This window comes from Variovorax sp. KBW07 (genome assembly GCF_003852515.1).
Taxonomy (GTDB): domain Bacteria; phylum Pseudomonadota; class Gammaproteobacteria; order Burkholderiales; family Burkholderiaceae_C; genus Variovorax.
In genome coordinates, this window is record NZ_QAJK01000046.1 from 39,468 (window position 1) to 64,442 (window position 24,975).

Below are 24,975 nucleotides of genomic sequence, written 5' to 3' on the forward strand. Positions count from 1 at the left end.
GGTGCAGCGTGCGCGACGGATTGTATTGAAGCCATGCAGCCCCAACATTCCCGAGTCATGGCCACAAAGAAACAAGATACCTCCTCCCGCATTGCCGACAACAAGAAGGCCGCGTACAACTATTTCTTCGAAGAACGCTTCGAGGCCGGCATGGTGCTCGAAGGCTGGGAGGTCAAGTCCCTGCGCGAAGGCAAGGTGCAGCTGACCGACGGCTACGTCGTCATCCGCGATGGCGAGCTGTATGTCGTCGGCCTGCAGATCAACCCGCTCAAGAGCGCATCGACCCACGTCAACCCCGACTCGATCCGCACCAAGAAGCTGCTGCTGCACAAGGAAGAAATTCGCCGCCTGGTCGGCAAGGTCGAGCAGAAGGGCTACACGCTGGTGCCGCTCAACCTGCACTGGAAGGCCGGCAAGGTCAAATGCGACATCGCGCTGGCCAAGGGCAAGGCCGAGCACGACAAGCGCGACACCATCAAGGACCGAGAAGGCAAGCGCGAGGTCGAGCGCGCAATGAAGAGCCGCAGCCGCTGAATCTTTTTTGCGGGCGATGGAATAAAAGGCTGGCCGCGGGCGTTTGTGCGGTTGTCATCGGATGGCCGATGCCAACATCCAAACAAGGAGTCTTTCCCATGTCGCCTTTCCGCGCTTCTTCCGTCGGCCTTGCCGCCCTTCTGCTGGGCGGCGTTCTTGCCCTCCCCGTGCTCGCCCAGCCCAAGCCCGCCGACGGCGCGCTGGTCGGCCCCAACGGCATGACGCTCTACACCTTCGACAAGGACACGGCCGGCAACGGCAAGTCGGTCTGCAATGGCGCCTGCGCGACCAACTGGCCGCCCTTCATGGCGGCCGATGGCGACAAGCCCGCTGGCGACTTCAGCATCGTCACGCGCGACGACGGCAAGAAGCAATGGGCCGCCAAGGGCTGGCCGCTGTACTACTGGGCCAAGGACAGCAAGCCGGGCGACAAGACCGGCGATGGCGTCAACGGCACCTGGAAGACCGCCAAGCCCTGACCGGCAAACCTCGCTCGGCCGCTGCATCGCATCACCCCGCCTGACCATGGACGCCCGCCTGCTGGTCGAGCACACCCCTAGCCTGCGCCGCTATGCGCGGGCGCTCACGGGCAACGCCTGGGCCGCAGACGATCTGGTGCAGGACACGCTGGAGCGCGCCTGCAGCAAGTGGCGGCTCTGGGTGGTGGGCAGCGACCTGCGGGCATGGCTCTTCACCGTCATGCACAACATCTTCGCGAGCCAGCTGCGGCGCCGACCGCCACCGCACAGCGTGGTGCCCCTCGACGACGTGGTGCACGAGCTGCATGGCGTTGCCGATGCGGGGCGCGACCCCGGCACCGGACTCGACCTGCAGCGCTGCCTGATGCAGCTCCCCGAGGAGCAGCGCGCCGTGCTGCTGCTGGTGACGCTCGAAGACCTGTCGTATGCCGAAGTGGCCAAGGTGCTGGGCATTCCCGCCGGCACTGTGATGTCGCGCCTTTCGCGTGCCCGCGTCCGGCTGCAGGAGCTGATGGACGGCGCCTCCGCGCCCGTTCGCCCCGGCCTGCGCCGCCTCAAATGAAACTTGCTGCCGCCGCACCATGAACCGCCCCGCCCCGCCTTCGCCTCCCACCGACGACGAGCTGCACGCCTGGATCGACGGCCAGTTGCCGTCCGATCGCCACGGTGCGGTCGAAGACGCCCTGGCGCGCGATCCTGCGGTTGCCGCCAAGGTGGCGGCATGGCACACGCAGCTCGATGCCCTGCGTCGGCTGCACGGCGAGCTGCTCGACGAGCCCGTTCCCGCGCCGCTGATGAGCGCGCTCGACCGCAACCTGCCACGGCAGGCACAGCGCGGCGCCTGGCTGCGCTGGGGCGGCATGGCGGCCGGCCTGCTGGTCGCCTTTGCGGCCGGCTGGCTCGGCAACGCGCAATGGTCCGGTGCACCGCGCGCCGGCGCCCAGTTGGCGCGCGGGCAGGCAGTGCCCGCCGTGCGCGAGTTCGTGCGCGACGCGTCGGTCGCGCACGCCGTGTACGCCCCCGAAAAACGCCACCCCGTCGAAGTGGCGGCCACCGAGCAGCAGCACCTGGTGCAGTGGCTGTCCAAGCGCCTCGACCGGCCGCTCAAGGTGCCGGACCTGTCGACCCAGGGCTACACGCTGGTCGGCGGTCGATTGCTGCCCGGGGAAACCGGCGCACGCGCCCAGTTCATGTTCGAGAACGCCGCCGGCGAGCGTGTGACGCTCTATGTCGGCACCCTCGACGCCCAGGCCGCCGGCGCCACCGCATCGCGCGAAACGGCCTTCCGCTTCGCCTCCGAGGGGCCGGTGCCCAGCTTCTACTGGGTCGACCAGGGCTTCGGCTACGCCCTCGCCGGCAAGCTGCCCCGAGAAATTTTGCTCAAACTGGCGACGCTGGCCTACCGCGATTTGTCGTAGCAACCGCATAAACTGCCGGCTCGCGCAATCACCTGGCTTGTTTTCGCGATTTTTCAACTGAAGGAGAAACTGCATGAAATTGCTCAGCGCCTCGATCCTCGCGGCGGCCCTGCTTGCCGGCTGCGGCGGCATGTCCAACAAGACCGCCAGCGCGCCCGACGCGCCCACCCGCACCGCCGATGGCGTGCTGGTCGGACCGAACGGCATGACGCTCTACACCTTCACCAAGGACGCCGCCGGTGCAGGCACCTCCGCCTGCAACGCACAGTGCGCCGCCAACTGGCCCGCACTCGGCGTGGCCGACACCGCCAAGCCCATGGGCGGCTACACCATCATCATTCGCGAAGACGGCAAGCGCCAATGGGCCTACAAGGGCTGGCCGCTGTACTACTGGGCCAAGGACGCCAAGCCGGGCGACAAGACCGGTGACGGCGTGGCCAATGGCGCCTGGAAGGTTGCCCGCCCCTGATGATCCCCTGAGGATCTGAAGAAGAAAAACGCCGGCACCCGCCGGCGTTTTTTTGTCCTTTTGTTTGCCTTCTGTCGCCTATTTTTCCCAGCGCGGAAGCCAACGGCGTGCACGGCAGAATCGCCGCATGACTTCTGCCGCCAATCCGGATGCGTTCCAGGCCCTGCTGAGCTACACCCTCATCACCGACGCACAGCACGATGCCGTGCTGGCCCACCCCGAAACCGCCACCCTTCCCCCGCTTCCGAGCCCGGCCCATGCCCTGGCCTGGATGCGCGTGCGAGGCCTTGTCACTGAAGAACAGCAGGACGCGGCGCTCGAAAAACTCGAAGAGGCCACGCCTGACGATCCCCATCTCGACGACGCCGAAGACGCTGCGCTCGACGCCGACGACCTCGTCGAGTTGGCCGAGCGCGGCATCACGCACGAGGCGCTCGAGTCGCTCTACAAGGACGGGCTCATCGACGCCGATACCCGCGACGTGGCGTTCCAGGAAACACCTGTCGTGGGCACCGTGCCCGCGGCGCCCGCAGTCACGCTGGCCTGGCTGGTAACCGATGGCCCTCTCGAAAAAGAAAGCTTCGAGGCCACCCGCGCGCAGGCAGCCAGCGAGCCGGCCTTCGCGATGGCGGCCGAGCGCCAACGCATCGTCGCCGAGGCGCAGGCCCTGATCGAAGCAGACGAAAAAGCCATAGGCACTTGGCGAAGCAGCGCGCAACGCGACCGACGTATCGGCGCCTGGAAATTCATCGTGACCACGCTGCTCGTGGTGGGCGGTATCGGCTGGTATGCGTTCGCACCCGCCAGCGTGCCCGCCTGCGACGCGGCCTCCACGCGCAAGACCTTGAACAGCCTCATGTTCCGCGTCGCCGTAGACGTGCGCATGCGCAGCCTCGATCCCGAGGCCCGCGCATCGGTGCATACGCCGTCGGTCAGCAGCATGCGCGAGGTCGGCTACCTCAAGCCGGAGCGCGTGCGCGGCTGCATTGCGGTCATGACGACGCGGGGCGACGACGACGACAAGCAGCCGATGGCGTACACCATCGGCCCGGCATCGCCGAAGAGCGACGAGATGGTGGTGCGGGGCGCCGATGTCGCCATCGTCGAGGCGCGTTTCGGCCATCTTGATGCCGACGGCAAGCCGCGCTACAACGCCGAGCCCATCGGCCGCGAGGCAATGGAGAAAGCCTTTCGCGAAGGCGCGGCATCGTTGTCGAGCATGCGCTCGTCGTCGGCCATGGAGCGCCTGCGTTCGCGGCAGCAGCGCGCCGAGTCCGGCCTGCTGACCAAGGATCCCGACCGGTCGCGCGAGATTGCCGACATCGAGCCCACCGGCCCCTGCCAGGCGCTCGGAAACGGCGCGGGCCAAAGCTGCCCGCTGGTCGTCGAATACAACGACCGCCTGCTGGGCGCCATCGCCGGCAGCGATGCCACTTCGCTTGCCGTGACCGGCGAATTCACCTTCGTGCAGGACGGCGGCAACTGGCGCATGGGCGACGACTTTGCGCAGACCTTCATGCGGAAGGTGGTCGAAGCGCGCATGAGCAGCCTGGGCGTCATGGATGCGGCCATGCCGGCAACGCCGTCCCCCTCGTCGCCTCCGCCGCCGATGCGCCCGTCGCGCTGATCGCGTTGGCGGCGCAGGCGGCGCGCGCCTGCTAGTGCGCGCCCGGCATCGCCGTGTCGGCGACCGTGGTACGCCGGCCGCGCAGCGCCAGCAGCTCGTTGAACACCAGCGCGCCGATGACCAGCGCACCACCGGTCAACACGCTGGCCGCGGGCTCCTCACCCGCACCGATCCAGGCCAGCGCGATGCCGAAGATCACCTCCAGCAAGGCCAGCAGCGCCACCTCGGGCGCCTTCAGCACCTGGGCGCAGAGAACCGACAAAACGCAGGGAATGGCGAGCTGGAACACGCCCAGGAACGCCAGCAGGCCGAGGTCGTGCGCACTCGCGCGAAACGGCCATGCAAAAGGCAACGTGAACAACGCGGTGAGCACCGCGCCGATCAGCACGGCGGGCACCAGGTCGATGTCGTGCCCTTTCGCCTGCGCGTGCTGAACCACCGTCCAGTTGGTGGCGCCGGCCAGCGGCACGCACAGCGCCACCAGCGTGCCGAGCACCGAGGCTCCGCCGCCATTCAGCAGTTGCGTGCCGTACATCCAGCCGATGCCAAGGCCCGCGACCACAATCGCCAGCCAAGTGCGCGCGGGCAACCGGTGCCCGATGAAGATGCGCGCAGCCAGTGCGGTGAGCAACGGCCCCAGCGACATCGTGACCAGCACGCTGGCGGTGGAAGCCAGGGTCAGCGCGACCATAAAGGCCGTGAACATCACGGCCCAGCAGACGCCTGAAATCCAGAGTTCGCGGCCACCGCTGCGCAGTTGCGAGAACACGGCGCGGCCCCGCCAAAGCGGCAAGATCACCAGCAGCGCCAGCATCGTGAAGAGGCTGCGCCAGAAGGTGATCTCGAAACTGTGCGCCTGCGCGAGGTGCCGGGTGACGACGCCCGCCGTGCCCCACATCAGGGTCACGACGACCATCAGCCATACGGCGCCGCCGTGCGTCAGGCGCATCTCAATGCGAAGGCGATCAGCCTTGCGAAGTGTCGCGGCCGGCGCGCTTGCGCTCGTGTTCCTTCAGGAAACGCTTGCGCAGGCGAACGCTCTTGGGCGTGATTTCGACCAGCTCGTCGTCCTCGATGAATTCCACGCCGTATTCGAGCGTGAGTTCGATCGGGGGCGTGATCTTGATCGCATCTTCCTTGCCCGAAACGCGGAAGTTGGTCAGCTGCTTGGTGCGCGTAGCGTTCACCACCAGGTCGTTGTCGCGGCTGTGGATGCCGACGATCATGCCTTCGTACACCGGGTCGTTGGCGCGCACGAACATGCGGCCGCGGTCGTCCAGCTTGCCCAGGGCGTAGGTGAAGATTTCACCGTCGTCCATGGAAATCAGCACGCCGTTCTTGCGGCTGCCGATGTCGCCCTTGTGCGGCTCATAGCTGTCGAAGATGTTGCTGATGAGGCCCGAGCCGCGCGTCAGGTTCAGGAATTCGTTCGTGAAGCCGATCAGGCCACGCGCCGGAATGCGGTACTCGAGGCGCACGCGGCCACGGCCGTCCGGTTCCATGTTGACCAGCTCGCCCTTGCGCTCGCCCAGTGCCTGCATCACGCCGCCCTGGTGCTGGTCTTCGATGTCGGCCGTCACCAGTTCGATGGGCTCGTGCTTCTCGCCGTTGACGGTGCGGAACACCACGCGCGGCTTCGAGACGGCCATTTCATAGCCTTCGCGACGCATGTTTTCCAGCAGGATGGTCAGGTGCAGTTCGCCGCGGCCCATGACTTCGAAGATGCCTTCTTCGTCGGTCTCGTTCACGCGCAGCGCGACGTTGTGCTGCAGTTCCTTTTGCAGGCGGTCCCAGATCTGGCGGCTGGTGACGAACTTGCCTTCGCGGCCGGCCAGCGGGCTGGTGTTCACGCAGAAGTTCATGGTCAGGGTCGGCTCGTCGACCTTGAGCATCGGCAGCGGAGCCGGGTTGGCCGGATCGGTCACGGTGACACCGATGCCGATGTCGGTGATGCCGTTGATCAGCACGATTTCGCCGGGGCCGGCTTCCGTGGCCTGCACGCGGTCCAGGCCCTGGAAGGTCAGCACCTGGTTGACGCGGCCCTTGACGGCCTTGCCGTCCGGGCCTTCCATGACCACCACGTCCATCATCGGACGCAGCGTGCCCTGGCTGATGCGGCCCACGCCGATGCGGCCGACGAAGGTCGAGAAATCGAGGGCGGAAATCTGCAGCTGCAGCGGCGCTTCGGGGTCACCCTTTTGTGCCGGCACGTGCTTCAGGATGGTGTTGAACAGGGCCGACATGTCGGGACCCCACTGCTCACCCTGCGCGCCTTCTTCGAGCGACGACCAGCCGTTGATGCCCGAGGCATACACCACGGGAAAATCGAGCTGCTCGTCGGTGGCGCCGAGCTTGTCGAACAGGTCGAAAGCGGCGTTGACGACCTTGTCGGGGTTGGCGCCCGGCTTGTCGACCTTGTTCACCACCAGGATCGGCTTCAGGCCCAGGGCCAGCGCCTTCTTGGTCACGAAGCGCGTCTGCGGCATCGGGCCTTCCTGGGCGTCGATCAGCAGCACCACGCCGTCGACCATCGACAGCGCGCGTTCCACTTCACCGCCGAAGTCCGCGTGGCCCGGAGTGTCGACGATGTTGATGTGCGTGCCTTCCCAGGTCACGGCGCAGTTCTTGGCCAGGATGGTGATGCCGCGTTCTTTTTCGATCGCGTTGTTGTCCATCACCGTGTCGACCACTTTTTCGTGCTCGGCGAAGGTGCCCGACTGGCGAAGCAGTTGGTCGACCATGGTGGTCTTGCCATGGTCCACGTGGGCAATGATGGCGATATTGCGGATTTGCTTGGTACTCATGGTGTCGCTTCGGTCTGTTGTGCGTTCAAAAGAATTTGCTGAATTTCGATGGGGTTCAGCAAGCGCCCCGGGATCAGTTCGCCGGCCGCCACATGGGCCGTGCCGAGGAAGGCATGCGGTTCGCTGCCGAACACGGCCACTTCCGTGGCGTCGGCCCAGTTGCCGCGGCGGCGCAGGCCCGAAAGAAAGCGAGCCGCATCTTCCGCGGCGAGCGTGACGCGGCTGTGGCCGTCCACCAGCGACTCGGCCGGCAAGAGCTGCGCCAGGCGCTCTTCTTCGTCCATGGCCTCGAGCGCTTCGAGCGTGATGCATTGCGCCTGGCCGAAACCGCCGGTCGCGATGCGGCGCAGCGCCGTCAGGTGCGCACCGCAACCGAGTGCCTCGCCGATGTCTTCGCCGAGGGTGCGGATGTAGGTGCCCTTGCTCACGGTTGCCACGATCTTGATGGCGCGCTGGCCTTCTTGATGCGCGGCGGCTTCCGTCAGGTCCAGCTTGTAGATGACGACGTCGCGCGGTGCCCGCTCGACCTCGATGCCCTCCCGGGCGTATTCGTACAGCGCCTTGCCGTCTTTCTTGAGCGCGCTGTGCATCGGCGGCACCTGCCGGATCGGGCCGGTGAACTGCGCCTGCACACGCGCCAGGTCTTCCGGCGTGACGTTGACGGGCCGCTCAGAGATCATGTCGCCTTCGGCATCGCCTGTCGCGGTCTTGACGCCAAGGCGGGCCGTGGCCTCATAGGTCTTGTCGGCGTCCAAGTGCAACTGGCTGAATTTGGTGGCCGCGCCAAAGCAAAGCGGCAGGACCCCGGTCGCGAGCGGATCGAGCGTGCCGGTGTGGCCCGCTTTTTCGGCGCGCAGCAACCACTTGGCCTTTTGCAAGGCCTGGTTGCTGGAGAGTCCCAGCGGCTTGTCGAGCAACAACACCCCATGCACAGGGCGCCGCTGCACCCTTGTGCGTGGCGCATTCATGGCTAGTCGTCTTTCGAGCGCGAAGCGACGGCCTGCGCGATGAGCGCGTTCATGTCGGCCGCACGCTCGGTGGTGCGGTCGAACAGGAAGTGCAGCGTGGGCACCGTGTGGATGTGCAGGCGCTTGAACAGGCCGTTGCGCAGGAAGCCCGCGGCTTGGTTGAGCGCTTCGGTGGTCTCGGTCACGTCGCCCGTGAGCATGCTGAAGAAGATCTTCGCGTGCGCATAGTCGGGCGTGACCTCGACCGCCTGGATCGTGACCATGCCCACGCGCGGGTCCTTCAACTCGCGCGCGATCAGCTCCGTCAGATCCCGCTGGATCTGGTCGGCAACCTTGAACGCGCGGTTGGGGGCGGCAGCTTTTCTTTTCGGCATGGCCTGTCTCGCTTCGAACGCTTACAGCGTCCGGGCGATTTCCTTGATTTCGAAGAATTCGAGCTGATCGCCTTCTTTGATGTCGTTGTAGTTCTTGAGCTTGATACCGCACTCAAAACCTTCGCGGACTTCGCGGACATCGTCCTTCATGCGCTTGATCGAGTCGACTTCGCCGGTGTAGATCACCACGTTGTCGCGCAGCAGGCGGAAATGCGCGCTGCGGTTGACCGAGCCCGAAGTGACGTACGAACCTGCAACCGTACCGATCTTCGAAGCCACGAACACCGTGCGGATTTCGGCCGAACCGATGATCTCTTCGCGGCGCTCCGGTGCCAGCATGCCCGACATCGCAACCTTGATCTCGTCCACGGCGTCGTAAATGATGCTGTAGTAGTTCAGTTGCACGCCGTTGTTCTCGGCCAGCTTGCGCGCGCCGGCATCGGCGCGCACGTTGAAACCGATCACGACCGCCTTGGAGGCGATGGCGAGGTTGATGTCGTTTTCGCTGATGCCGCCCACGCCTGCGTAGACGATCTGCACCTTGACTTCTTCGGTCGCCAGCTTGAGCAGCGACTGCGCCAGTGCTTCCTGCGAACCCTGCACGTCGGCCTTGATGATCAGGCGCAGCGTCTGCACTTCGCCGGCCGAGAGGTCGGTGAACATGTTCTGCAGGTTTGCGGCCTGGGCCTTCGCCAGCTTCGTGTTGCGGAACTTGCCGGCACGGTAGGTGGCGATTTCGCGCGCACGGCGCTCGTCGCTCATCACCATGAACTCGTCGCCCGCTTGCGGCACTTCGGTCAGGCCCTGGATCTCGACCGGAATCGACGGACCCGCGGTCTTGATGGTCTTGCCGTTTTCGTCCAGCATGGCGCGCACGCGGCCATAGGTCGAACCCGCCAGCACCACGTCGCCGGTCTTGAGCGTACCGGACTGGATCAGCACCGTTGCGACCGGGCCGCGGCCCTTGTCGAGCTGGGCTTCGATGACCAGGCCCTTGGCGGCGGCATCCACCGGCGCCTTGAGTTCCAGCACTTCGGCCTGCAGCAGCACTTGCTCGAGCAGGTCGTCGATGCCCTGGCCGGTCTTGGCCGACACAGGCACGAACGGCACGTCGCCGCCGTACTCTTCGGGCACGACCTCTTCGGCCACCAGTTCCTGCTTGACGCGGTCCAGGTTGGCGTCGGGCTTGTCCACCTTGTTGATGGCAACCACGATCGGCACACCAGCAGCCTTCGCGTGCTTGATGGCTTCCTTGGTCTGGGGCATGACGCCGTCGTCGGCCGCCACCACCAGGATCACGATGTCGGTAGCCTGCGCACCGCGGGCACGCATGGCCGTGAAGGCCTCGTGACCCGGGGTATCGAGGAACGACACCATGCCGCGCTCGGTCTGCACGTGGTACGCGCCGATGTGCTGCGTGATGCCGCCGGCTTCGCCCGCTGCGACCTTGGCGCGGCGGATGTAGTCGAGCAGCGAGGTCTTGCCGTGGTCGACGTGGCCCATGACGGTCACCACAGGTGCGCGCGGCAGGGCTTCGGCGGTTTGCGCCGACACGTCTTCATCGGTGAAGGCTTCCGGATCGTCCAGCGCGGCAACCACCGCGTTGTGACCCATGTCCTCCACGATGATCATCGCGGTGTCCTGGTCGAGCGACTGGTTGATGGTGGCCATCATGCCCAGCTTCATCAGCTGCTTGATGACTTCCTGCGCCTTGACGGCCATCTTGTGCGCGAGTTCGGCCACCGTGATGGTTTCGGGCACGTGCACTTCGAGCACGCGTGCCTCGACCGGTGCGGCCGGTGCGTGCTGCTCGTCATGACCGCCACGGTCATTGCCGCGACGGCCGCGCGGGCCTCCGCGCCAGTTGCCGCGACCGACACCACCGCTGGCATCGCCGCGGGTCTTGATTTCCTTCTTCTTGGCAGGATCGCCAGCCCAGCTCGACGAGAGCTTCGCGGACTTGACTTCCTTGCCGGCACCGGCGGCGCCAGGTGCTGCTGCAGCACCAGGTGCGGCAGGCGCGCCGGGACGTGCCGCCGGCGTGGCCGGCTTGTGCAGCGTGCCCTTGACCGCGGCCTTTTCGGGCTGCGGCTTCTCGGGCGCCTTGTGCGGCACCAGCACGCGGGCCGGTGCATTCATCATCGCGCGAATGGCTTCGGCTTCGGCGAGGGCCTTGCGGCGACGCTCGTCGAGATCCTTGGCACGTGCGGCTTCCTCGTCGGCGCGGGCCTTCGATTCGGCAGCGGCCTTGGCCTTCGCGTCTTCCTTGGCTTGCGTCGCGGCGGTCTGGGCTGCGAGCTTGGTGTCGGCGGCCTGCTGCTCGGCGGCAGCGGCGGCGGCCGTCACCGCGGGAGCGGGTGCGGCGACCGGCTTGGCGGGCGTGTCCTTGGCCGTTGCGGTGGCAGCAGCCGCGGCCGCGGCGGCCTTCTTTTCGGCGGCGATGCGTGCAGCTTCCTGCTCGGCCTGTTCGGCGCGCTCGGCTTTTTCAGCCTGCTCGCGTTCGCGGGCTTCGGTTTCTTCGCGCAGGCGACGCTTCTCGGCCAGTTCTTCTTCCTGACGGCGGATCAGCTCGGCCTGGCGGCGCGCTTCTTCCTCGCGACGGGCCAGCTCGGCTTCGTCGACGCGGGGTGCGGCCGGCGCGGCTGCCGGTGCTTCGGCGGCCTGCGGGGCGTGTTCGGGCGTGGCCGGGTGGCCTTCATCGCGCTGGATGAAGGTGCGCTTCTTGCGCACCTCGACCTGGATGGTGCGGGCGCGGCCGGTGGCATCGGCCTGCTTGATCTCGCTGGTCGACTTTTTGGTCAACGTGATCTTCTTGCGCTCCGGCTCGACGGTGCCATGGCTGGCTTTGAGGTGGCCGAGCAAGCGCTGCTTGTCGGCCTCCGTGAGCGCATCGGTGGCGGCCGCTTTGGGCACGCCTGCGCTCTTGAGCTGGTCAAGCAAGGTTTCGGGAGTCTTCTTGAGCTCGTTCGCGAACTCGGCGACAGTGGTACTGGACATATTGGTTTCGTGCCTCCATGACCATCACTCTTGGCCGGCGAACCAATGTTCGCGGGCTTTCAAGATGAGGGCTTTGGCGTCATCGGCGCTGTGGCCGGTGATCTCGGTGAGTTCATCGACCGCGAGGTCGGCGAGGTCGTCGCGGGTGTTCACACCCGCCTCGACCAGCTTGGGAATCAGCTCGGGGTCCAGGCCCTCGAGGTCATGCAGGTCTTGTGACACCTGCGGCTGCACCTCGACACCCTCTTCCTTGGCGATTTCCATGGTGAGCAGCGCGTCCTTGGCTCGCGTGCGCAGCTCGTTGATCGTGTCTTCGTCGAAGCTTTCGATTTCGAGCAACTCGGAGATCGGCACATAGGCCACTTCCTCGAGGCTGTTGAAACCTTCGGAGATCAGGATGTCTGCGATTTCTTCGTCGACATCGAGCTTTTCCATGAAGAGCTTGCGGCTGGCATCGGTTTCCACGGCCTGCTTCTGCGCAGACTCGTTGGCATCCATGATGTTGATCTTCCAACCGGTGAGGTCGGAAGCCAGGCGCACGTTCTGGCCGCCGCGGCCGATGGCGATGGCGAGGTTTTCCTCGTCGACCACCACGTCCATGGCGTGCTTCTCTTCATCGACCACGATCGACGACACGTTGGCCGGAGCCAGGGCACCGATCACAAATTGAGCCGGGTCTTCGCTCCACAGCACGATGTCAACGCGCTCGCCGGCGAGTTCGTTCGTGACGGCATTGACACGGGTGCCACGCACGCCGACGCAGGTGCCGATTGGATCGACGCGCTTGTCGTGCGAGAGCACGGCGATCTTGGCGCGCGAACCCGGGTCACGGGCGCAGCTCTTGATTTCAAGCAGGCCTTGCTCGATTTCAGGCACTTCCTGGCGGAACAGCTCGATCATGAACTCGGGTGCCGAGCGCGACAGGATGATCGGCGCGCCGCGCAGCGTCAGGTCGACCTCCATGATCATGGCGCGCACGCGGTCGCCATTGCGCAGGTTTTCCTTGGCGATCATTTCGCTGCGGCGCAGGCGGCCTTCGACGCGACCGGCCTCGACGATGATGTCGCCCTTGTCAAGACGCTTGACGGTGCCCACGAAGATCTTGTCGCCGCGCGACATGAAGTCGTTGAGCAGCATCTCGCGCTCGGCGTCGCGGATCTTCTGCAGGATGACCTGCTTGGCAGCCATGGCACCGATGCGGCCGATAGGCACCGAGTCCACCGCTTCCTCGATGTACTCGCCGACTTCGATGTCCGACATTTCTTCCTTGGCCTCGAACAGGAGGATTTCCTGGTCGGGCAGCTGCAGGCCGGCTTCGTCCGGAACGACGTGCCAGCGACGGAAGGTTTCGTAGTCGCCACTGTCGCGATCGACCGCGACGCGGATGTCCACGTCGCCCTGATGGAGCTTCTTGGTGGCTTGCGCCAGTGCGGATTCGACCGCGCCGAAGACGACGTCACGTTCGACGTTCTTCTCGCGCGAGATCGCATCCACCAACATCAACATTTCGCGATTCATGCCACCACTCCTCTGTTCAGTCCGGAACACTCGTTCCGTCGTCAATATCCGAAAAACCCGGTTGGGTTTTGGCCTTGCGGCCCTTGAAATCCACAATGGGCGCGAGCCGCGCATCGCGCAGCTCGTCCAGCACGAAGCCCAGCGCATGCAACGGTGCAGGCGCGCGCTTCTTGCTCACTTTTTGACCCGGCTTGGTCTTGGGCTCATCGCTCCAGACGATTTGCCAAACCGGGGCCGCTCCCGCTGTCGCCCCTTCTGCCTTTTCAGCACGCTCCAGCGTGCCGCGAAATTTCTTGCGGGTGGCCGACACCTGGCCACCAGCCGCGGCACCCATGGGCGCCTTGAGCGTGAGGTCGATCACCGCGCCCACGAAACGCTCGAAATCCTGTTCATTGCGCAGCGGACGGTCGATACCGGGCGAGGAAACCTCGAGCCGCTTGTATTCGACACCGTCGACTTCCAACGCAAACTGCAATTGCCGCGTGACTTTTTCGCAGTCTTCAACCGTCACGAAGGGCTCGGGAACGCCGGCAGCCGCATCTTCGGAGGTGGGGGCCGCCCAGGGCAAATCAATCGTCACGCGCAGCAATCCCCCGGCCGAACGCTCGATCTCGACCAGGTCGTAGCCAAGACCGGCCACGGTTTGTTCCACTATTTGCTGCAATGCCACGTGTTCGAAAGTGCCTTTTAAATACTGGGCCTGCCGGGTCCGCCGCATCCGTCCGCCACGGATGCCCAAATCCCGATAACCCCGATAGATCTCAATGAATGCTCAAGAATGAATAGACCAAAAAAAACGGGCGGTTGGTACCCGCCCGTTTGGTCGTGAGCCTCGAATTATATGCTATTCGTGTGATAAATGAAGGGGCATTCGTGCTCAAGCAGCCATTGGCGCACGAGATTTGGACCAAACCACCGCAAACAGCACCGAGCCGAGCGCCAGGGCGGCGGCGGCAACCAGCAACGGCAGCTCGAACGACCCAGTTCGCTGGGCCAACGGCGCCGCGAACAGCGGGCCGATGATCTGCCCTACCCCGTAAGACGCCGTGGCATAGCCGATCAGCCCAGCCGCCGCATTGCCCCGCAGGCGGCGTGCCTCCCGCATCGCGAAAAGCGTGATGGCGGTGAACGGCATGCCCAGCAGCAGGCTTCCCAGCGCAAAGCCGCCGATGGTCGGCCATGCCACCGACAGCACCACGCCGAGCGCCTGCAGCGCATAGGCCACGGCCAGCAGCAGCCGGTTGTCCCAATGGGTCGGTGCGCGCGCACCGATCAGTGCGCCTGGGATGATGGCCAGCCCGAACAGCGGCCAGAAGAAATCGGGCCACGGGGAGCCCGGCAGCGCCTGCCGCGCGATCACCGGCAGGAAGGTGGCGGTAATGATGTAGCCGAAGCCGGCCAGCCCATAGAGTGCCACCAGCCAGATCGCGTCGCTGCGCGCCGAGGCCGCTCCGGCGGCGCCGGTGGGCGCCACTGGCGCAGGAACAGCGCCGCCACCGACCGCCGGCAGCTCGCCATCGTCGAACACCCGCCAGATGACGGCGATCAGCACGATCGCCAGCAAGCCCAGGCCGATCCACCCCGCCTCCGAGCCCCAACGCCCCAGCGCACCGCCGAGCAACCCGGTCATTGCGATCCCGATGCCCGGCCCGGTGTAGATCACGCCCGCCAGCGTCGGTGCGTTGGTTTCGGCCAGCCGCCGCATGCCCCAGCCCGACGCAAAGACGAAGACCCAGGCGCTCATCACGCCGGCGGCCGTGCGCAAGATGCCCCAGCTGGTAAAGCTGTGCAGCAGCCCCATGCCGAGCAGCAGGACCGCCGTGGCGGCCAGCCCGCCCCGCACCATGCTCGACGCCTTGATCCCGATGGCCGCGCAGCTGACCGCGCCAAAGAAGTAGCCCAGGTAATTGAGCGACGCCAGCAACCCGCCGGCCGCCAGCTCCAGCTTTCCCTCGCTCAGCATGATGGGAAGCATGGGCGTGAAGGCAAAGCGCCCCAGGCCCATGGCCACCGCCAGGGTGACCATGCAGGCCAGCGCCGCGCGCCAGGCGCCGCGCCGGTCGCGTCCGATTTCCGACATTTCTTGCTGTCTCCGCTTATTCCAGCAGCGCGGCGGCCACCAGTTTTTTTGTATAGGGATGCTCTGGCGCGTCGAGCACGCGCTCGACCGGTCCGGTTTCGAGAATGGCGCCGTCCTTCATCACGATGACCTGGTGCGCCATGGCGCGGATCACCTCGACGTCGTGCGTGATCAGCAGGTAGCTCAGCCCGCGCTCGCGCTGCAGGCGCTGCAGCAGGCCCAGCACCTGCTTCTGGATCGTCACGTCGAGCGCGCTGGTGGGCTCGTCGAGCACCAGCAGTTGCGGGTCGACGATCAGCGCGCGGGCAATCGCCAGCCGCTGCCGCTGGCCGCCCGAGAACTCGTGCGGATAGCGGTCGAGCAGCGAAGGAAACTGCGCTTCGGTCAGCCCCACATCGGCCAGCGCGGCCAGCGAACGGGCGCGGCGCGCCTCGGTGTCGAGCTTGGGGGCGTGCACGCGCAGCCCCTCCCCCACGATCTGCTCCACCGTCATGCGCGGCGACAGCGACGAGAACGGGTCCTGGAACACCACCTGCATCACGCGGCGCAGGCCCAGGTCGGAGGCCCGGTCGACCGCCCAGTCCTTGCCATCGACTTTCAGCGCGCCCTGGTGCTTCAACAACCCCAGCGCCGCGAGCGCAAGCGTCGATTTGCCCGAGCCCGATTCGCCCACCACGCCCAGGGTTTCGCCCGGCGCAATGCGAAAGTCCGCGCCCTGCACGGCAACGAACTCGCCCTTCTTGAACCAGCCCACAAAACCGGGGCGCGGCACCGGGTAGATCACACGCAGGGCCTTGGCCTCGAGCACCGGCGCCGCATCGGCCCGCGCCGCCACGGGCGCCACGTCGCGCTCCGGGTGACTGTCGATCAGCTTGCGGGTGTAGGCATGCTGCGGCGCTGCGAACACGGGCGCCACGGCGCCGTGTTCGACGACGTGGCCGTTCTCCATGACCACCACGCGGTCGGCAAAGCGCCGCACCAGGTTCAGGTCGTGCGTGATCAGCAGCACGGCCATGCCGTACTTGCGCTGCAGGTCGGCCAACAGCGCCAGGATTTGCGCGCGCACGGTGACGTCGAGCGCCGTGGTCGGCTCGTCGGCCAGCAGCAGGCGCGGCTTGCAGGCCAGCGCCATGGCAATCATCGCGCGCTGTCGCTGGCCGCCCGAGAGCTGGTGCGGGAACGCCCTCGCCCGCCGTTCGGGCTCGGGAATGCCGGTGTCGGCCAGCAACTGCACGGCGGCCGCCTGCGCGGCGCGCGCCGACATTCCTTCGTGCAGCTCCAGCACCTCGGCAATCTGGTCGCCGACGCTGTAGAGCGCATTCAGCGCGGTCATCGGCTCCTGGAAGATCATCGCGATCTCCTTGCCGCGAATGCCGCGCAGTTCACGCTCGGGTATCGACAGCAGATCGCGCGCGTCTTGCGGCCGCTCCGGGCCAAAGAGCCTGGCCACGCCAGCGAGGTCGGCGTTCTGCACCAGGCGCAGCAGCGAGAGCGCGGTGACGGTCTTGCCCGAACCCGACTCGCCGACCAGCGCCAGCTTTTCGCCGGCGGCAATCTGGAAGTCGATGCCATGCACCACCTCTTTGTCGCCGAACGCGACGCGCAGGCCCTTCACATCGAGCAGGGGCTGGTTTTTCTTGTCGCTCATCATCACTTGTCGGCCTTGCGGGGGTCGAGCGCATCGCGCAGCGCGTCGCCCATGAAGGTCAGCAGCATCAGCGTGACGACCAGCACGCCGAAGGTGGACAACGAGATCCACCAGGCGTCGATGTTGGTCTTGCCCTGGCTCAGCAATTCGCCGAGCGACGGCGTGCCGGCCGGCACCCCGAGGCCCAGGAAGTCGAGCGAGGTCAGCGCCAGGATGGCCGCGCTCATGCGAAACGGCAGGAAGGTGACGACCGGCACCATGCTGTTGGGCAGGATGTGGCGCCACATGATCTGCATGTTGCTCACGCCCAGCGCACGGGCGGCACGCACGTAGTCCATCTGCCGGTTGCGCAGGAACTCGGCGCGCACATAGTCCGACAGCGCCATCCAGCCGAACAGGCTCAGCAGGATCAGCAGCAGCGACACGCTCGGCTTGAAGATGGCGCTGAAGATGATCAGCAGGTACAGCTCGGGCATGGAGCCCCAGATCTCGATGAAGCGCTGGAACGCCAGGTCGATCTTGCCGGCGAAGTAGCCCTGCACCGCCCCGGCCGCCACGCCCAGCACCGTGCCGATGGCGGTCAGCGCCAGCGCGAACAGCACGCTCACGCGAAAGCCGTAGATCAGCTGGGCCAGCAGGTCGCGGCCGCGGTCGTCGGTGCCGAACCAGTTGTCGGCCGAGGGTGCCGCCGGGCTTGGCGCCTTCGCGAAGTAGTTGAGCGTTTTAGCGCCGTAGGTGTTGGGCGCGTAGATCGCCCAGTTGTCCCCGGCGGTGATGCGGTCGCGGATGAAGGGATCGAGGTAGTCGGCCGGCGTCTCGAAATCGCCACCGAAGGTTTTCTCGGAATAGTCGTGCAGCACGGGCAGGTACGTCTGCCCCTCGTAGCGCACGATCAGCGGCTTGTCGGTGGACAGCACCTCGGCGAACAGGCTCAGCACCACCAGCGTCGTGAAGATCACCAGGCTCCAGAAGCCGAGCCGGTTGCGCTTGAAGCGCAACCATGCACGGCGGCCGGGCGATGTGCGTTTGGGAATGGGGGCGGCCTTATTCAAACTTGACACGCGGGTCTACCCAGACATAGCAGAGATCGGAAATCAGCTTGGTCACCAGGCCGATCAACGTGAAGATGTAGAGCGTGCCCAGCACCACCGGGTAGTCGCGCCGGATCACGCTCTCGTAGCCCAGCAGCCCGAGCCCATCGAGCGAGAACAGCGTTTCGATCAGCAGCGAGCCCGCGAAAAAAGCGCCGATAAAGGCCGCCGGCAGCCCCGTGATGATCGGAATGAGCGCATTGCGGAACACGTGCTTCCACAGCACCTGCCGCTCGCCCAGCCCTTTGGCCCGAGCCGTCAGCACGTACTGCTTGCGGATTTCCTCGAGAAACGCGTTCTTGGTGAGCATGGCCGTCACAGCGAAGCTGCCGAGCACCATGGCCGTAACCGGCAGGGTGATGTGCCAGAGATAGTCGACGATGCGCGCCCCCCAGCTCAGCTCGTCCCAGTTCGACGAAGTCAGCCCTCGCAGTGGAAACCACTGCAGCTGCCCGCCGAAGACCACCAGCAGCGCCACCCCCAGCACGAAGCCCGGAATGGCATAGCCGACCAGCACGATCATCGTGGTCACGAGGTCGAAGCGCGAGCCGGCCCGCACCGCCTTGGCCACCCCCAGCGGCACCGCGACGCCGTAGCTGATGAAAAAGGTCCACAGGCCCAGGCTGATGGAGACCGGCAGCTTCTCGAGAATCAGCGTCCAGACATCCTTGTTCTGGAAAAAGCTCCTGCCCAGGTCGAAGCGCGCGAACTGCCCGAGCATCTTCCAGAGGCGCTCGTGCGGCGGCTTGTCGAAGCCGTAGAGCGCCTTGATCTCTTCCAGCCGCTTGGGGTCGACGCCCTGGTTGCCACGGTACGAGCCCCCGCCCGATTCGAAGCTGCCGCCACCGCGCCCCGCCGTCTTTGCTTCCGCGAGGTACTGCTCGACGGGACCGCCCGGCACGAACTGGATCACCAGGAACGTGACCAGCACGACGCCAAGCAGCGTTGGAATGAACAACAGCAATCGCTTGAGTACATAGGAGAGCACGGCCTGTTTCCTTCTCTTCTATTTCTGCTGCGGCTGCTTCGACCACCAGGTTGCCATGACCCAGTCTTCGCCGCCGGCATAAGGTGGCATCGGCGCCTTGAACGACAGGCGCCAGTCGTCGTAAACGATGCGGTGCGACGTCAGGGTCCACTGGGGAATGAGGTAGTGGCTGTGCATGATCACGCGGTCCAGCGCCCGGCAGGCCGGAAGCAGCTCAGCCTTGGTGTCGGCGTCAACGATCTGCTTGAGCAGCGCATCGACCGCCGGGGTGGACACGCCCATGTAGTTGCCCGAGCTCTCGGTCTTCGCCGCCTTGCTGCCGAAGATTTCAAGCAGTTGCTGGCCCGGGTTGTTGGTGCCCTGGAAAGCGATGGTGGTCAGGTCGAAATCGAAACGGTCCATCCGCTCCTGGTAGAGCGCGTAGTCGACGGTCGTGAAGTTCAGCCCGATGCCCAGCTTCTCGAGGTTTCGCGTCCAGGGCGACACCGTGCGCGCGCCGCCCTCCTTGCTGTCGAGGTACTCCAGCGTGAGGGCCTCGCCCTTGGCATTGCGCAAGGCGCCGTCGCGGTACTCCCAGCCGGCCTGCTTCAACAGGTCGCGGGCGCGGCGCAGGTTGTTGCGCAGCGACTGGCCCTCGCCCTCGGTGGTGGGCGTGGTGTACATCAGGCCGAAGCTCGCATCGGGAATCTTGCCGCGCCAGGGTTCGAGCAGGGCCTTTTCTTCCGGCGACGGCAGGCCCTGCGCTTCGCAATCGGTGTTGCCGAAGAGGTCCTTCACGCGCGGATAGCCGCCGTAGAACATCTGGCGGTTCATCCATTCGTAGTCGAGCGCAAGGCCCAGTGCCTCCCGCACGCGCGGGTCCTTGAGCTTCTCGCGGCGGGTGTTCAGCACGAAACTCTGGAAGCCCGAGGGTTTCTTGTGCTGGAACTCTTTCTTGACCAGCTCGCCCGTATCGAAACGCTTGCCCTTCACCCGGCGCGCCCAGTCGCCGGCCGAGTAGAAGCTCATCATGTCGAACTCACCGGCCTTCAGCGCCTCGAGCCGGGCCGTGTTGTCCTTGTAGATCTTGACGGTGATGCGGTCGAAGTTGTGGGTGCCGCGGTTCACAGGAAGGTCGCGCCCCCAGTAGTTGGGGTCGCGCACGTAGGTGATGTCCTTGCCGAAGCGCACCGGGCCGATCTTGTAGGCCCCGCTGCCGATGGGCGTGTCCATCACGACCTGGTCGAAGGGCTTGGCCTTGCCGTTCACCACGCCCCAGGCCCGGCTGAAGATCGGCAGGCTGCCGACGATCAGCGGCAGCTCGCGGTTGATGGTCTTGAAGCGGAAGCGGATGGTCCGCGCATTGAGCACGTCGGCGCCCTCGACTTCCTGCAACAGCGTCTTGTAGCCCGGCGCGGCGAAGGGGCCGATGAGCGTGTCGTAGGTGTGCTTCACGTCGGCGGCCTCGACCGGCATGCCGTTGTGGAACCTCGCTTCGGGCCGCAGGCGGAAGGTCACGCTGCGGCGGTCGGGCGCCACGGTGACGTCCTCGGCCAGCAGGCCGTAGCCGGAGGCCGTTTCGTCCATCGAGCCGGCAAGCAGCGTGTCGAACAGCAGGCTGTCCAGGTAGGCCGGCGCCGAGCCCTTGATGGTGAAGGGGTTGTACTTGTCGAAGGTCGAAACGCGCAGGTTGCTCACCAGCCGCAGCTCGCCACCCTTGGGCGCGGCGGGGTTGACGTAGTCGAAGGCGGTGAAGCCCGGCGCGTACTTCAGGTCGTCCCAAAGTGCATATCCATGCGCGGCCCACGCGGGAACCGCACACAACATCAACCACCCGACCCGGAGAAACCGCATGCGAGAATTCTGCCCAAGATTTTCACAAGGCAACTTCATGGGCTTTCTTTCCGGCAAAAAACTGTTGATCACCGGTGTGTTGAGCAATCGCTCCATTGCTTATGGCATTGCCAAGGCCTGCCACGAGCAGGGCGCCGAGCTCGCCTTCAGTTATGTCGGCGAGCGATTCAAGGACCGTATCACCGAATATGCCGCAGACTTCGGCTCGAAACTGATTTTCGACTGCGACGTGGGCGACGACGCGCAGATCGACAAGCTCTTCGCCGACCTCGCCCAGGCGTGGCCGAAGTTCGACGGCTTCGTGCACAGCATCGGCTTCGCACCACGCGAATCCATCGCCGGCGACTTCCTCGAAGGCCTCTCGCGCGAGGGCTTCAAGATTGCCCACGACATCAGCGCCTACAGCTTTCCGGCCATGGCCAAGGCCGCCCTGCCCTACCTGAACGACAAGTCGGCCCTGCTCACGCTGACCTACCTGGGCGCCGAGCGCGCGCTGCCCAACTACAACACCATGGGCCTGGCCAAGGCCTCGCTCGAAGCCTCGGTGCGCTACACCGCCTCGTCGCTCGGCCCGAGGGGCATGCGCGTGAACGGCATCAGCGCCGGCCCCATCAAGACGCTGGCGGCCAGCGGCATCAAGGGCTTCGGCAAGATGCTGGCGGCCGTGGCCGACGCCTCGCCGATCCGCCGTAACGTGACCATCGAGGAAGTCGGCAACGTGGCTGCCTTCCTGCTGAGCGACCTGGCCAGCGGCGTGACCGCCGAGATCACGTACGTCGATGGCGGCTTCAGCAACGTGGTCGGAGGCATGGCGGAGTAACTCCGCGATTCGACTGGCTCGGAACGGCCGCCCAGCGGCCGTTTTTCGCTATTCATTTCATAGCATCATCATGCTGAACCGACGTTCCCTCCTGCTGGCCGGCCTCGGCGCGACCTTGCTGCGCGACGCTTTCGCGCGCGAGGCCGCCCCGTCGCTGATGCTGGCCGAGGTCTACCGTCGCGGCATGTCGCTGGCCGACTACTGGGTCAGCGAAAAATACGACGGCGTGCGCGGCTACTGGGACGGCAAACAGCTCTGGACCCGTGGCGGCGAAAGAGTCGTGGCACCCGCATGGTTCACGGCCTCGCTGCCGAAGCAGCCGATGGACGGCGAGCTGTGGGCCGGCCGCGGGCGCTTCTCCCACGCCGTTTCCACCGTGCGCAGCCAGACGCCCAATGACGTCGCCTGGCACGAGATGCGCTTCATGGTGTTCGACCTGCCGGCGCACGGCGGCGACTTCACCGCGCGGCTGGCGGCGCTGCGCAAGGCGCTGCCCATCACCGATGCACCGTGGGTGGTGGTCGTGCCGCAGCAGCGCGCGACCACGCACGAAGAGCTTCAGGCCCTGCTCGACAAGACGGTGAAGATGGGCGGCGAAGGCCTCATGCTGCACCGGGGCGCTTCGCTCTACCTGGGCGGCCGCAACAACGACCTGCTGAAGGTCAAGCCGTTCGACGACGCCGAGGCGCGCGTGGTCGAGCATGTGAACGGCAAGGGCAAGCACAGCGGCCGGCTCGGCGCCTTGGTGGTCGAGACGCCCGACGGCAAGCGCTTCAAGCTCGGCACCGGACTGACCGACGCCGAACGGGAAGACCCGCCACCCATCGGCAGCTGGGTCACCTACCGCTACAACGGCACCAACCCGAGCGGCCTGCCCCGCTTTGCGCGCTTCATGCGGGTCCGGGAAGACATGCCGCGCTCGTGACATGAAAAAGGCGCCACCACGGCGCCTTTCTTGAATCGCAGGCGCCGCTCGGCGCCGGCCAGTCCCGTCAGTTGCTCTTGCGCACGCAGTCCGCGTAGTAGCGCTTCTTGCCCGTTTCGTCGACGCGCGCCACCAGGCCGTGGATGTCGGTCTCGAAACCCGGGCACTGCGAGTTGAACTCGCGCGAGAACCGGAGGTAATCGACGATCTTCTTGTTGAACACTTCGCCCGGAATCAGCAGCGGAATGCCCGGAGGGTACGGCGTGATCAGGCTGGTGGTGATGCGGCCTTCGAGCTCGTCGATTTCCACGCGCTCGGTCTTGCGGTGCGCAATGTGGGCAAAGGCGTCGCTGGGCTTCATGGCCGGCGTCAGGTCGCTCAGGTACATCTCGGTCGTGAGGCGCGCCACGTCGAAACGCGCATACAGCTGGTGGATGTGCTGGCACAGGTCGCGCAGGCCCAGGCGCTCGTAGCCCGGGTGCTGCTGGCAGAACTCGGGCAGGATGCGCCACATCGGCTGGTTGCGCGCGTAGTCGTCCTTGAACTGCTGCAGCGCCGTGAGCAGCGTGTTCCAGCGGCCCTTGGTGATGCCGATGGTGAACATGATGAAGAAGCTGTACAGGCCCGTCTTCTCCACGATCACGCCGTGCTCGGCCAGGAACTTGGTCACCACGCTGGCCGGGATGCCCGTCTCGGCGAAGTTGCCTTCGAGGTCCAGGCCGGGCGTGACGATGGTCGACTTGATCGGGTCGAGCATGTTGAAGCCGTCGGCCAGGTCGCCGAAGCCGTGCCAGTTGCGCGGCGACTTCTTGGTCTTGCGCTTGGCGTCCTTCTCGCCCTTCATGATCCAGTCGTCGGCGCGGCCGATGCCTTCGTCGACGAGCTTCTCGGGGCCCCAGACCTTGAACCACCACTCGTCCTTGCCGAACTCTTCCTCGACCTTGCGCATGGCGCGGCGGAAGTCGAGCGCTTCCAGGATGCTCTCTTCCACCAGCGCGGTGCCGCCGGGCGGCTCCATCATGGCGGCGGCCACGTCGCAGCTCGCGATGATCGCGTACTGAGGGCTGGTCGACGAGTGCATCAGGTAGGCCTCGTTGAAGAGGTCGCGGTCCAGCGCGCGGTTCTGCGAGTCCTGCACCAGCACGTGGCTGGCCTGGCTGATGCCGGCGAGCAGCTTGTGCGTGGACTGGGTGGCGAACACCAGCGAATCCTTGGGGCGCACGCGGCGCTTGCCCATCGCGTGGTAGGCGCCATAGAACGGGTGGAAGGCGGCGTGCGGCAGCCAGGCTTCGTCGAAGTGCAGCGTGTCGACGTAGCCGTCGAGCATGTTCTTGATGGTCTCGGTGTTGTAGATCACGCCGTCGTAGGTCGACTGCGTGAGCGTCATCACGCGCGGCTTGACCGTCTCGGGATCGACGTGCGCGAGCAAGGGGTTGGCCTTGATCTTGGCCTTGATCGCGCCCTGCTCGAACTCGCTCTGGGGAATCGGCCCGATGATGCCGAAGTGGTTGCGCGTGGGCTTCATGAACACCGGAATGGCGCCGGTCATGATGATCGCGTGAAGAATCGACTTGTGGCAGTTGCGGTCGACCACCACCACGTCGTCGGGCGCCACTGTGTGGTGCCACACCATCTTGTTGCTGGTGCTGGTGCCGTTGGTCACGAAGAAGCAGTGGTCGGCATTGAAGATGCGCGCCGCATTGCGCTCGCTGGCTGCCACCGGGCCGGTGTGGTCGAGCAACTGGCCCAGCTCTTCCACGGCGTTGCAGACGTCGGCGCGCAGCATGTTCTCGCCGAAGAACTGGTGGAACATCCGGCCCACCGGGCTCTTCAGGAACGCCACGCCGCCCGAGTGGCCCGGGCAGTGCCACGAGTACGAGCCGTCTTCGGCGTAGTCGATCAGCGCCCTGAAGAACGGCGGCTGCACGCCTTCGAGGTAGCTCTTGGCCTCGCGGATGATGTGGCGCGCCACGAACTCCGGCGTGTCCTCGAACATGTGGATGAAGCCGTGCAGCTCGCGCAGGATGTCGTTCGGGATGTGGCGCGCGGTCTTGGTTTCGCCATAGATATAGATCGGCACGTCGGCGTTCTTGCGCCGCACTTCGCCGATGAAGGTGCGCAGGTTCAGCACCGCCGGGTCGAGGTCGGGGCCTACCGTGAATTCTTCGTCGTCGATCGACAGGATGAAGGCACTGGCCCGGCTCTGCTGCTGCGCGAACTGGCTCAGGTCGCCGTAGCTCGTGACGCCCAGCACCTCGAAGCCCTCGCTTTCGAAGGCCTGCGCGAGCGCGCGAATGCCGAGGCCCGAAGTGTTTTCGGAGCGGAAGTCCTCGTCGATGATGACGATGGGAAAGCGGAATTTCATGAGCGGGGCTCCGGACAGGCAGTGGGGCGAGGCAATA

The 24,975-nt window shown here is 65.8% G+C and carries 21 protein-coding genes; 8 read left to right on the forward strand and 13 right to left on the reverse strand.

From position 1 onward, the window contains the following. Positions 1 to 57 precede the first annotated feature (57 nt). From smpB to DBV14_RS10575, 6 genes are all read left to right on the forward strand, one after another. A complete protein-coding gene (gene smpB / locus DBV14_RS10550) occupies positions 58 to 534 on the forward strand; it encodes an SsrA-binding protein SmpB (RefSeq protein WP_042576821.1) in 477 nt (158 codons plus the stop codon). A 98-nt stretch (positions 535 to 632) separates the two neighbouring features. Beyond that, positions 633 to 1,013 (forward strand): hypothetical protein, encoded by a 381-nt coding sequence (locus tag DBV14_RS10555; protein WP_124459135.1) that lies wholly within the window; start codon positions 633 to 635, stop codon positions 1,011 to 1,013. Between the two features lie 46 nt (positions 1,014 to 1,059). After that, positions 1,060 to 1,575, forward strand: a complete 516-nt coding sequence (locus DBV14_RS10560; protein WP_124459136.1) for an RNA polymerase sigma factor — start codon at positions 1,060 to 1,062, stop codon at positions 1,573 to 1,575. A gap of 19 nt (positions 1,576 to 1,594) precedes the next feature. Next, positions 1,595 to 2,431 carry an anti-sigma factor gene (locus tag DBV14_RS10565; protein WP_124459137.1) on the forward strand — a complete coding sequence of 279 codons (837 nt, stop codon included), beginning with the start codon at positions 1,595 to 1,597 and terminating at the stop codon, positions 2,429 to 2,431. Positions 2,432 to 2,504: 73 nt separating this feature from the next. Beyond that, on the forward strand, positions 2,505 to 2,900 hold the full coding sequence (locus DBV14_RS10570; protein ID WP_124459138.1) for an ATP-binding protein: 396 nt from the start codon (positions 2,505 to 2,507) through the stop codon (positions 2,898 to 2,900). Between the two features lie 127 nt (positions 2,901 to 3,027). Then, positions 3,028 to 4,527, forward strand: coding sequence for a hypothetical protein (locus tag DBV14_RS10575; RefSeq protein ID WP_124459139.1), 1,500 nt, complete (start codon positions 3,028 to 3,030; stop codon positions 4,525 to 4,527). A gap of 31 nt (positions 4,528 to 4,558) precedes the next feature. On the opposite strand, the gene DBV14_RS10580 is transcribed toward DBV14_RS10575, so the two are convergent. The 12 genes from DBV14_RS10580 to DBV14_RS10635 form a co-directional block, all read right to left on the reverse strand. Then, complete coding sequence (locus DBV14_RS10580; RefSeq protein ID WP_124459140.1) at positions 4,559 to 5,476, reverse strand: DMT family transporter; 918 nt, start codon at positions 5,474 to 5,476, stop codon at positions 4,559 to 4,561. 16 nt (positions 5,477 to 5,492) lie between these two features. Next, on the reverse strand, positions 5,493 to 7,331 hold the full coding sequence (gene typA, locus DBV14_RS10585) for a translational GTPase TypA (RefSeq protein WP_124459141.1): 1,839 nt from the start codon (positions 7,329 to 7,331) through the stop codon (positions 5,493 to 5,495). Continuing rightward, complete coding sequence (gene truB / locus DBV14_RS10590) at positions 7,328 to 8,299, reverse strand: tRNA pseudouridine(55) synthase TruB (protein WP_124459142.1); 972 nt, start codon at positions 8,297 to 8,299, stop codon at positions 7,328 to 7,330. Before truB ends, typA begins: the two co-directional genes overlap by 4 nt. Positions 8,300 to 8,301: 2 nt before the next feature. Next, positions 8,302 to 8,673, reverse strand: coding sequence for a 30S ribosome-binding factor RbfA (gene rbfA / locus DBV14_RS10595; protein WP_124459143.1), 372 nt, complete (start codon positions 8,671 to 8,673; stop codon positions 8,302 to 8,304). Between the two features lie 21 nt (positions 8,674 to 8,694). Then, positions 8,695 to 11,670 carry a translation initiation factor IF-2 gene (infB, locus tag DBV14_RS10600; RefSeq protein WP_124459144.1) on the reverse strand — a complete coding sequence of 992 codons (2,976 nt, stop codon included), beginning with the start codon at positions 11,668 to 11,670 and terminating at the stop codon, positions 8,695 to 8,697. Positions 11,671 to 11,694: 24 nt separating this feature from the next. Next, positions 11,695 to 13,188, reverse strand: a complete 1,494-nt coding sequence (gene nusA / locus DBV14_RS10605) for a transcription termination factor NusA (protein WP_124459145.1) — start codon at positions 13,186 to 13,188, stop codon at positions 11,695 to 11,697. A gap of 16 nt (positions 13,189 to 13,204) precedes the next feature. Next, entirely contained in the window at positions 13,205 to 13,858 is a 654-nt protein-coding gene (rimP, locus tag DBV14_RS10610; RefSeq protein WP_124459146.1) for a ribosome maturation factor RimP, read from the reverse strand. 207 nt (positions 13,859 to 14,065) lie between these two features. Continuing rightward, positions 14,066 to 15,268, reverse strand: coding sequence for a YbfB/YjiJ family MFS transporter (locus DBV14_RS10615; RefSeq protein ID WP_124459147.1), 1,203 nt, complete (start codon positions 15,266 to 15,268; stop codon positions 14,066 to 14,068). 16 nt (positions 15,269 to 15,284) lie between these two features. Next, entirely contained in the window at positions 15,285 to 16,919 is a 1,635-nt protein-coding gene (locus tag DBV14_RS10620; protein ID WP_124459148.1) for an ABC transporter ATP-binding protein, read from the reverse strand. Beyond that, entirely contained in the window at positions 16,919 to 17,977 is a 1,059-nt protein-coding gene (locus DBV14_RS10625; RefSeq protein ID WP_260396923.1) for an ABC transporter permease, read from the reverse strand. The genes DBV14_RS10620 and DBV14_RS10625 overlap by 1 nt, the downstream gene beginning before the upstream one ends. Then, a complete protein-coding gene (locus DBV14_RS10630) occupies positions 17,961 to 18,995 on the reverse strand; it encodes a microcin C ABC transporter permease YejB (RefSeq protein WP_124459149.1) in 1,035 nt (344 codons plus the stop codon). The genes DBV14_RS10625 and DBV14_RS10630 overlap by 17 nt, the downstream gene beginning before the upstream one ends. Before the next feature lie 18 nt (positions 18,996 to 19,013). Beyond that, positions 19,014 to 20,828 carry an extracellular solute-binding protein gene (locus tag DBV14_RS10635; RefSeq protein WP_124459150.1) on the reverse strand — a complete coding sequence of 605 codons (1,815 nt, stop codon included), beginning with the start codon at positions 20,826 to 20,828 and terminating at the stop codon, positions 19,014 to 19,016. 37 nt (positions 20,829 to 20,865) lie between these two features. Here DBV14_RS10635 and fabI point away from each other — a divergent pair, with 37 nt between their 5' ends. Both fabI and DBV14_RS10645 read left to right on the forward strand, forming a co-directional pair. After that, positions 20,866 to 21,648 (forward strand): enoyl-ACP reductase FabI, encoded by a 783-nt coding sequence (gene fabI, locus DBV14_RS10640; RefSeq protein WP_124459151.1) that lies wholly within the window; start codon positions 20,866 to 20,868, stop codon positions 21,646 to 21,648. Between the two features lie 70 nt (positions 21,649 to 21,718). Continuing rightward, positions 21,719 to 22,573 carry a DNA ligase gene (locus tag DBV14_RS10645; protein WP_124459152.1) on the forward strand — a complete coding sequence of 285 codons (855 nt, stop codon included), beginning with the start codon at positions 21,719 to 21,721 and terminating at the stop codon, positions 22,571 to 22,573. Between the two features lie 67 nt (positions 22,574 to 22,640). On the opposite strand, the gene DBV14_RS10650 is transcribed toward DBV14_RS10645, so the two are convergent. Continuing rightward, positions 22,641 to 24,938, reverse strand: coding sequence for an arginine/lysine/ornithine decarboxylase (locus DBV14_RS10650; protein WP_124459153.1), 2,298 nt, complete (start codon positions 24,936 to 24,938; stop codon positions 22,641 to 22,643). Positions 24,939 to 24,975 lie beyond the last annotated feature (37 nt).

Coding starts and splice junctions, on each gene's coding strand:
- smpB (WP_042576821.1), top strand. CDS start 58: ATGGCCACAAAGAAACAAGATACCTCCTCCCGCATTGCCGACAACAAG.
- DBV14_RS10555 (WP_124459135.1), top strand. CDS start 633: ATGTCGCCTTTCCGCGCTTCTTCCGTCGGCCTTGCCGCCCTTCTGCTG.
- DBV14_RS10560 (WP_124459136.1), top strand. CDS start 1,060: ATGGACGCCCGCCTGCTGGTCGAGCACACCCCTAGCCTGCGCCGCTAT.
- DBV14_RS10565 (WP_124459137.1), top strand. CDS start 1,595: ATGAACCGCCCCGCCCCGCCTTCGCCTCCCACCGACGACGAGCTGCAC.
- DBV14_RS10570 (WP_124459138.1), top strand. CDS start 2,505: ATGAAATTGCTCAGCGCCTCGATCCTCGCGGCGGCCCTGCTTGCCGGC.
- DBV14_RS10575 (WP_124459139.1), top strand. CDS start 3,028: ATGACTTCTGCCGCCAATCCGGATGCGTTCCAGGCCCTGCTGAGCTAC.
- DBV14_RS10580 (WP_124459140.1), bottom strand. CDS start 5,476: ATGCGCCTGACGCACGGCGGCGCCGTATGGCTGATGGTCGTCGTGACC.
- typA (WP_124459141.1), bottom strand. CDS start 7,331: ATGAGTACCAAGCAAATCCGCAATATCGCCATCATTGCCCACGTGGAC.
- truB (WP_124459142.1), bottom strand. CDS start 8,299: ATGAATGCGCCACGCACAAGGGTGCAGCGGCGCCCTGTGCATGGGGTG.
- rbfA (WP_124459143.1), bottom strand. CDS start 8,673: ATGCCGAAAAGAAAAGCTGCCGCCCCCAACCGCGCGTTCAAGGTTGCC.
- infB (WP_124459144.1), bottom strand. CDS start 11,670: ATGTCCAGTACCACTGTCGCCGAGTTCGCGAACGAGCTCAAGAAGACT.
- nusA (WP_124459145.1), bottom strand. CDS start 13,188: ATGAATCGCGAAATGTTGATGTTGGTGGATGCGATCTCGCGCGAGAAG.
- DBV14_RS10615 (WP_124459147.1), bottom strand. CDS start 15,268: ATGTCGGAAATCGGACGCGACCGGCGCGGCGCCTGGCGCGCGGCGCTG.
- DBV14_RS10620 (WP_124459148.1), bottom strand. CDS start 16,919: ATGATGAGCGACAAGAAAAACCAGCCCCTGCTCGATGTGAAGGGCCTG.
- DBV14_RS10635 (WP_124459150.1), bottom strand. CDS start 20,828: ATGCGGTTTCTCCGGGTCGGGTGGTTGATGTTGTGTGCGGTTCCCGCG.
- fabI (WP_124459151.1), top strand. CDS start 20,866: ATGGGCTTTCTTTCCGGCAAAAAACTGTTGATCACCGGTGTGTTGAGC.
- DBV14_RS10645 (WP_124459152.1), top strand. CDS start 21,719: ATGCTGAACCGACGTTCCCTCCTGCTGGCCGGCCTCGGCGCGACCTTG.
- DBV14_RS10650 (WP_124459153.1), bottom strand. CDS start 24,938: ATGAAATTCCGCTTTCCCATCGTCATCATCGACGAGGACTTCCGCTCC.